The following is a 7,384-nucleotide window of genomic DNA, read 5'->3' on the forward strand; positions in this document are numbered from 1 at the left end:
GCATGACCAGGATGTCGAGCGCGAGCGTCACGAACGTGGTCTGCAGCGTGATCTCCTGGTCGCCGACCCACCAGGTCACGAACGACGAGCTGATGCTGATGGTCGAGATCACCATGACCACGATGCGCGGCCAGTTGAGGCCGAGCCACGTCAGCACGCCGAGCACGAGGTCGATGAGCAGCACGACGCCGATCAGGATGACGGTGAACGTGTAGACGGCCTGCGATGTCGCCGCGAACGCGTCGCCGGTGATCGGGTCGCCGACCTCGTCGACCGCCTCGGTGAAGACCTGGTCCCACTGGAGGGAGAGCGCGCCCAGCCAGACGGCACCCGCCAGCACCCGCAGCAGCACGAGTGCCGCGCCGACGGTGGTCGAGATGGGCCGGCGCATGACGGGCGGACCCGCGACTGGCGCGACGAGCGCGGCCGGCGGCTCGAACGCCGGGCGCTTCTCGACGGCGGTCATGCGTCACCGCCTGCTGCGAGCGCGGATGCCCCGGCCGCGGCATCCGGAACCGACGCGTCCGTCGCGGCATCCCGAACCGACACCGCCGCCGCGGCATCCGCCACCGGGACACCGCGCACGTCGATCACCGGCAGGTCGCCATCGGTGATGATCGAGTCGCCCCCTCCGTTGCGGGAGTGGTAGCCGGTCGCGAAGTCGCGCAGCACCTCGACGCGCACGGCGGGGTGCGCGTCGCGCACCGTGGTGACGATGTGGTCGCGTTCGACGTCGGTGTCGGCGTCGATCTTGTGCGTGACCTGCAGGGTGAAGAGCGAAAAGCCGACGGCGCGGTCGAACGTGCCCGCGGCGAGCCAGTCGACGCGGGATCCCCCGGGAAGCAGCCAGCCGTCGGGGCAGCGCCAGAAGCGCACGTGGTGCCGCTTCGCCGGATTGCCGGCCACCTCCTGCTGGTACGCGGAGTCCTGCTGGCGCCCGAACAGGAAGAGCGGGCTCACCGGCGCCTCGTCGTAGCTGCGCCGGGTCACGGTGGACGTGACGATGCGCCAGCTGGAGCCGAGGGTCACCTCGTCGGCGCGGGTCCATCCGGCGGCGAGCATCGCGGCGTGCAGCTGTGCCTCGTCGCCGAGCACCGCGAGGTTCACGGGGTCGCCGAGGAGTCCGTCGCTCGTGCGGGCGCGACCGATGAAGTAGTCGGGCACGTAGATGGTGGTGAGGATGCGGTGCAGCCGTGGCAGCACGAGGTAGGCGAGCAGCGCCCAGAACAGCACGAAGCCGAGGATGCCCCACCAGCCGAACGAGAACGACTCGGTGAACAGCAGGTAGGCGAGCCAGATGGCCGCGAGCCCGGCGAAGACGAAGAAGAAGCCGTCGAGCAGCGCGCTGAACGAGAACCCGCGCCGTGGCGCCTCGCCTGCCGCACCGGATGCCTCGGCGCCCACCCCGCCCATGACTGCATGCTAGTCCGCGGGACCACGCCGACGGCCGCTCGTGCCACCGCCCCGCCGTGATTAGGCTGCCCGCATGGCCTACGACGTCGCGCGCATCCGTTCGCTGTTCCCCTCGCTCGAGAGCGGGTGGGCGCACTTCGACGGTCCGGGCGGCACGCAGACGCCGCGCGCGGTCGGCGACGCCGTGGCATCCGTGCTCACCGGGCCGCTCTCGAATCGCGGCACGATCGGCGAGTCGGAGGAGCGCGCCGAGGCCGCGGTGCACCGGTTCCGGCTGGCGATGGCCGACCTGCTCGACGCGCACCCCCGCGGCATCGTGCACGGCCGCAGCGCGACGCAGCTGACCTACGACTTCTCGCGGCATCTCTCACGCGAGTGGGGTCCCGGCGATGAGGTGGTGGTCACCCGCCTCGACCACGACGCGAACGTGCGGCCGTGGGTGCAGGCGGCCGAGCACGCGGGGGCGACGGTGCGCTGGGTCGACTTCGACCCCGACACCGCAGAGCTGTCGACGGATGCCGCGGCCGCGGCGCTCTCGGAGCGCACCCGCGTCGTCGCGGTGACGGGGGCGTCGAACCTGCTGGGCACGAAGCCCGACGTCGCCGGGATCGCCGCCGCGGCGCACGACGCCGGCGCGCTCGTGTTCGTCGACGGCGTGCACCTCACCGCGCACGAGCTGCCGGCGGTCGGTGCACTGGGCGCCGACTTCTACGTGTGCTCGCCCTACAAGTTCCTCGGCCCGCACTGCGGCGTGCTCGCCGCCCGGCCCGAGCTGCTCGAGCGGATCCTGCCCGACAAGCTGCTGCCGGCGACCAACGTGGTGCCCGAGCGGTTCGAGTTCGGCACGCTCCCCTACGAGCTGCTGGCGGGGGTCACGGCCGCCGTCGACGTGCTGGCGGGGCTCGACCCCGACGCGGCCGAGGCGGCGGAGTCGCGGCGGGAGCGCCTCACCGCGTCGTATGCCGCGCTGCACGAGCACGAGGCGCGCCTGCTCGCCCGGCTCGAGGAGGGGCTGGCCGCGCTGCCGGGCGCGTCGATCCGGTCGCGTGCAGCGCGGCGCACGCCGACCCTGCTCGCCACGTTCGAGGGCCGTGCGGCGACCGACCTGACCCGGTCGCTCGCCGAGGGGAAGGTGCTCGCGCCGTCGGGCAACTTCTACGCGCTCGAGGCGTCGCGGCACCTCGGCCTCGGCGATGCGGGCGGCCTGCGCATGGGGCTCGCGCCGTACACCGACGACGCCGACGTGGACCGGTTGCTCGAGGGGCTCGCCTGGGCGCTGCGCTGACGGCCTCCGCCGAGTCGCTGCGCTGACGCCCCGGGTGTCGCGCCGCCGCCCATGTCCGTAGGCTGAACGGATGACCCTCGCCGAGACCGCTGCCGAACTCCGCCGCCTGCACACCGACCCCGAACTGCTGCAGGTGGTCAACGTGTGGGACGTCGTGAGCGCCAAGGCCGTGGCCGCGCTGCACGCCACCCGCGCGATCGCGACGGCCAGTCACTCCATCGCCGCCACGTTCGGGTACCCCGACGGCGAGCAGATCCCCGTCGACCTGATGCTCGACATGGTGGGGCGCATCGCGGCCGCCGTCGACGTTCCCGTCACCGCCGACCTCGAGGCCGGCTACGGCGACCCGGGCGAGACGATCCGCCGCGCGATCGGCCTGGGCGTCGTCGGCGCGAACCTCGAGGACCAGCTGAAGCCCCTCGCCGAGTCCGTCGCCGCCGTCGAGGCCGCCGTGGCCGCCGGCGAGGCCGAGGGCGTGCCGTTCGTGCTCAATGCGCGCACCGACGCGTTCCTCCGCGGTCGCGACCGCGAGCGCGACGCGAACGTCGCCGACGCGATCGAGCGCGGGCGCGCCTACCTCGAGGCCGGCGCCACCTGCGTCTTCGTGCCCGGCAACTTCGGCGAGGACGTCGTCGTCGAGCTCGTCGCCGGGCTCGGCGAGCAGCGGGTCAGCCTCATCGGGCTCCCCGACGTGCCCACGCCCACGCGCCTCCAGGAGCTCGGCGTCGCGCGCCTCTCCTACGGCCCGTACAGCCAGCGCGTCGTGCTCGCCGAGCTGCAGGACCTGGCGAGCTACCTCTACGACGGCGGCGTGCTGCCCGCCGGCATCCGACCGCTCAACTAGCGGCCACTCCGCGAATCCCCCGCCCGACGGATGTCCCGCGCACCGGTCCGTCGCTAGGGTGGCCCTGTGGCGGTTCCCACCGCCCGGGGCCGTGCGGGGGTGCGGCCCACCGCGGCTGCTGACGCCCCCGCACGTGAGGAGAGCGCATGACGAGCGGCATCCCCATCGAGATCTCGGGGCTCAGCAAGCAGTTCGGCCACGTGACCGCGGTCGACGACCTCAGCTTCACCGTGGAGCCCGGCCGCGTCACGGGGTTCCTCGGCCCCAACGGCGCGGGCAAGACCACGACCCTGCGGGTGCTCCTCGGGCTCGTGCGCGCCACGGCCGGCACTGCGACCTTCGGCGGCACCGCGTACCGCGACCTTCCGCGGCCACTCACGACCGTGGGGGCAGCGCTCGACGCGAACTTCCACCCGGGCCGCACGGCCCGCAACCACCTGCGCGTGTACGCCACCGCGGCCGGCATCCCGGGCGACCGCGTGCCGGTGGTGCTCGAGCAGGTCGGCCTCGACGAGTTCGCCGACCGGCGCGTCGGCGGCTACTCGCTCGGCATGCGCCAGCGGCTGTCGCTCGCCTACACGCTGCTCGGTGACCCGGGCGTGTTCGTGCTCGACGAGCCCATCAACGGGCTCGACCCCGAGGGCATCAAGTGGATCCGAGGGTTCCTGCAGGGGCTCGCGCGCGAAGGACGCACGGTGCTCGTGAGCTCCCACCTCCTCAGCGAGGTGCAGCAGAGCGTCGACGACGTGGTGATCATCTCGCGCGGCCGGCTCGTGAAGACCGGCACGCTGTCGAGCCTGGAGCTCGATGCCGCACCGCGCACGATCGTCGACTCCCCCGACCGGCCGAGTCTCGCCGCGGCGCTGGAGCAGGCCGGACTGGCGTTCACGGAGGGACGCAGCGGCTTCATCGTCGACGAGCCCGATCCCGGCCTCGTCGGACACGCGGCCTTCGCCGGCGGCGTCGAGCTCAGCGCCCTGCATCGACTGAAATCCGGACTCGAGGAGTCGTTCCTCACGCTCGTCGGCGAGGAGGTGCACTGATGCGCGCGATCGGCTCGGAGTTCCAGAAGGTCTTCACGACGCGCATGTGGTGGCTGCTCGCCATCCTGCTCGTCGCCTACGTCGCGTTCCTCGCCGGCGGGCTCGGCGCGTTCTTCGGCTGGGCGATCGAGAATCCGGATGTCGCGTCGCGGGCCGGCGGCAGCACGCAGCTGCCGCCCGGGGCCCAGCTCGCTCCGCTGCTCTACAGCTTCGCCTCGTCGGTGGGCTACGTGTTCCCCGTGCTGCTCGGCGCGCTCGCGGTCACCGGGGAGTTCCGGCACAAGACACTGACGCCCACGTTCCTCGCCCAGCCGAACCGCTCCACCGTGCTGGGCGCGAAGTTCGCGTCGGAGCTCGTGCTGGGCGCCGGATTCGGCGTGATCGCGTTCGCCACGTCGGTCGCCGCAGGCGCCGGAGCGCTCGCCCTGTTCGGCCTCGACAGCGGCCTGGGCGACAGCGACACGTGGGCCCTCGTCGGCCGGGGCATCCTCGCGATGGCGCTCTGGGCGACCATCGGMGTCGGGCTCGGCTCGCTCGTGCCGAACCAGGTCGCGGCCATCGTCATCGTGATCGCGTTCACCCAGTTCGTCGAGCCGATCCTGCGCCTGGCGGCGTCGCTCAACGACGTCACGGCGTCGATCGGGCAGTTCCTGCCTGGGGCGGCGAGCGACGCGCTCGTCGGCGCCTCGTTCTACAGCATGGCGTCGGCGGGTGGAACGCAGACGCTGGACTGGTGGCAGGGCGGGCTCGTGCTGCTCGCGATCGGCGTGCTGGCGACGGTCATCGGCGGCGCCACCACCTGGCGACGGGACGTGCAGTAGCGGTGGACCTGGCCGGCCTGCGGGAACTGCGCCTGCGCGTGCAGGGACTGCGCGCGCCGTTCGACGCGTCGGCTCCCGAGGTGGTGCGGCGGTTCGCGGCGGTGCAGGCGCAGGAGTTCGTGCCGGCGCAGTGGGGGCTCGCCGCGCGGGTGCCCGTCGAGCGGCGACCGGATGCCGAATCCGTCGCCGCCGCGCTCGACGCGGGCGAGATCCTCCGCACGCACGTGCTGCGACCGACGTGGCACTTCCTCCACCCCGACGACGCCCGCTGGATCATGGAGCTCTCGGCCGAACGGGTGCACCGCGCCAACGGCACGCACTACCGTCGCACCGGGATCGAGGGCGACGTCGCGGCCCGTGCCCTGGACCTCGTCGCCGCGTCACTGGCGGGCGGGCATCGCACCCGCGCCGAGCTCGCCGCGGCACTCGACGCCGGCGGGATCGAGAGCACGGGCCTCAGCTTCGTCTACGTCATGATGACGGCCGAGCTGGAACGCGTCGCGATCAGCGGGGCGAACGCCGGCAAGCAGCGCACGTACGCCGCCTTCGACGAACGGGTGCCGGCCTCGCCCCCGCGACCGCGCGACGAGGCGCTCGCCGACCTGGCGGCGCGCTTCATCGCCTCGCGGGGCCCGGTCACCGACCGCGACTTCGCGACCTGGTCGGGCTTCACGCTCGGTGACACCCGGCAGGCGTTCGCGGATGCCGCGGACCGGGCCGGCTCCGGCCGCCTCGAGTGGATCGACGTCGAGGGCACGCGGCACGTCGTCGACGCGGCATCCGTCGACGCGGCATCCGTCGGCGCAGCATCCGTCGACGGCGCATCGCCGACGACCGCCGACGGACCCGTGGTCGACCTGCTGCAGGCGTACGACGAGTACATCATGGGCTACGCCGCACCTCGCACCTACCTGCTCCCCGCCGACCGCGACGCGGTGCCCGCGGAGTTCCCCCTGCACGCGCTCATGGTCGACGGCGTCATGGCCGGACGATGGGCGCCGGTCGTGCAGGCGAAGCGCGCGACCGCCAGGGTCGTGCCGTGGCGCGCGTTCTCGGCTCCCGAGGAACGCGCGCTCGCGGCATCCGTCGCCGACCTGGAACGCTTCCTCGGCGTTCCCGTCACGATGTCCGTGGAGCCGCAGCCGGCCGCCGCGCCCTGACCGCCCCCGGTGCGCCCGACCGATACGATCGCGCCATGGCCGTCATCGCGAGCATCTTCGTCGCCCTCGCCGCGCTCCTGCACGGCTACATCTTCCTCATGGAGAGCGTGTGGTGGACCCGCCCGTCCACGTGGAAGCGGTTCGGTGTCGCCGACCAGGCGTCAGCCGACACCACGCGGCCGATGGCCTACAACCAGGGCTTCTACAACCTGTTCCTCGGGATCGGGGCGGCACTCGGGCTGGTGATGTACTGGGCGGGCGCCGTGGACGTCGGCAAGGCGCTCGTGCTCTTCACCACCGCCTGCATGGTGCTCGCGGCCCTCGTGCTGACGACGACCGGCCGCGGCTACCTGCGACCCGCGCTGATCCAGGGCACCCTGCCGCTCATCGGGTTCGTGCTCTTCGCCCTGTCCTGAGCCGCCGGGGTCGGACTCCCCGCCCACCCTCCCCCGAATGGGGTCCTATGCGCTGTTCGCGGGCAGGCGTAGCTTTCAGAGCACTCCCGCCGATCGCGACTTCCGGGTCGCTCGGCTCGGCGGGCGCGAGTGAATCGCACGTGTCAGCGTGCGAGAGGCGCGACGCTCCGGCGTCGCGACTGGGCTACTGACGAGCCGGCATCGATCGGCCCCGTTCCGCGTTGAACGCTCGCCCTCCCCTGGGCTGTCCCCGAGGCTCCCTCATGGTCGCGTCCCCCGAACGCCGTACGACCGCGATGCCGGAAGCGCCGCCGCTGTTGCGCTCGCTCCGCCGCCTCGTCGTCGCGCTCCGGGCCGCAGCCCCGTAGACGACCACGGCCGGCGCGTCCCTGCCTCTTGCCC

Annotated in this window: 8 protein-coding genes; 6 read left to right on the forward strand and 2 right to left on the reverse strand. The window is 73.0% G+C overall.

Features of this window, described 5'->3' with window-relative positions; genetic code table 11:
* Positions 1-466: hypothetical protein (locus AC1DY2_RS12110; RefSeq protein ID WP_476762657.1), on the reverse strand; the 466-nt coding region annotated here is incomplete at its 3' end.
* Positions 463-1,413 (reverse strand): LssY C-terminal domain-containing protein, encoded by a 951-nt coding sequence (locus AC1DY2_RS12115; protein WP_476762658.1) that lies wholly within the window; start codon positions 1,411-1,413, stop codon positions 463-465. The genes AC1DY2_RS12115 and AC1DY2_RS12110, both read right to left, overlap by 4 nt.
* A gap of 73 nt (positions 1,414-1,486) precedes the next feature.
* Here AC1DY2_RS12115 and AC1DY2_RS12120 point away from each other — a divergent pair, with 73 nt between their 5' ends.
* The 6 genes from AC1DY2_RS12120 to AC1DY2_RS12145 all read left to right on the forward strand — a co-directional run bounded on the left by AC1DY2_RS12120 (position 1,487) and on the right by AC1DY2_RS12145 (position 6,982).
* Positions 1,487-2,698, forward strand: coding sequence for a cysteine desulfurase-like protein (locus AC1DY2_RS12120; RefSeq protein WP_476762659.1), 1,212 nt, complete (start codon positions 1,487-1,489; stop codon positions 2,696-2,698).
* Between the two features lie 70 nt (positions 2,699-2,768).
* Complete coding sequence (locus AC1DY2_RS12125) at positions 2,769-3,542, forward strand: isocitrate lyase/PEP mutase family protein (protein ID WP_476762660.1); 774 nt, start codon at positions 2,769-2,771, stop codon at positions 3,540-3,542.
* A gap of 146 nt (positions 3,543-3,688) precedes the next feature.
* Positions 3,689-4,585, forward strand: coding sequence for an ATP-binding cassette domain-containing protein (locus AC1DY2_RS12130; protein WP_476762661.1), 897 nt, complete (start codon positions 3,689-3,691; stop codon positions 4,583-4,585).
* Positions 4,585-5,406, forward strand: coding sequence for an ABC transporter permease (locus AC1DY2_RS12135; protein WP_476762662.1), 822 nt, complete (start codon positions 4,585-4,587; stop codon positions 5,404-5,406). The genes AC1DY2_RS12130 and AC1DY2_RS12135 overlap by 1 nt, the downstream gene beginning before the upstream one ends.
* 2 nt (positions 5,407-5,408) lie before the next feature.
* A complete protein-coding gene (locus AC1DY2_RS12140) occupies positions 5,409-6,566 on the forward strand; it encodes a winged helix DNA-binding domain-containing protein (protein ID WP_476762663.1) in 1,158 nt (385 codons plus the stop codon).
* 35 nt (positions 6,567-6,601) lie between these two features.
* Positions 6,602-6,982 carry a DUF1304 domain-containing protein gene (locus AC1DY2_RS12145; RefSeq protein ID WP_476762664.1) on the forward strand — a complete coding sequence of 127 codons (381 nt, stop codon included), beginning with the start codon at positions 6,602-6,604 and terminating at the stop codon, positions 6,980-6,982.
* Positions 6,983-7,384 lie beyond the last annotated feature (402 nt).

The organism is Agromyces sp. P1_H4, assembly GCF_056405255.1.

What these genes read in the sequence shown, in the direction of transcription:
- AC1DY2_RS12115 (WP_476762658.1), bottom strand. Translation starts at nt 1,413, where the DNA reads ATGGGCGGGGTGGGCGCCGAGGCATCCGGTGCGGCAGGCGAGGCGCCA.
- AC1DY2_RS12120 (WP_476762659.1), top strand. Translation starts at nt 1,487, where the DNA reads ATGGCCTACGACGTCGCGCGCATCCGTTCGCTGTTCCCCTCGCTCGAG.
- AC1DY2_RS12125 (WP_476762660.1), top strand. Translation starts at nt 2,769, where the DNA reads ATGACCCTCGCCGAGACCGCTGCCGAACTCCGCCGCCTGCACACCGAC.
- AC1DY2_RS12130 (WP_476762661.1), top strand. Translation starts at nt 3,689, where the DNA reads ATGACGAGCGGCATCCCCATCGAGATCTCGGGGCTCAGCAAGCAGTTC.
- AC1DY2_RS12145 (WP_476762664.1), top strand. Translation starts at nt 6,602, where the DNA reads ATGGCCGTCATCGCGAGCATCTTCGTCGCCCTCGCCGCGCTCCTGCAC.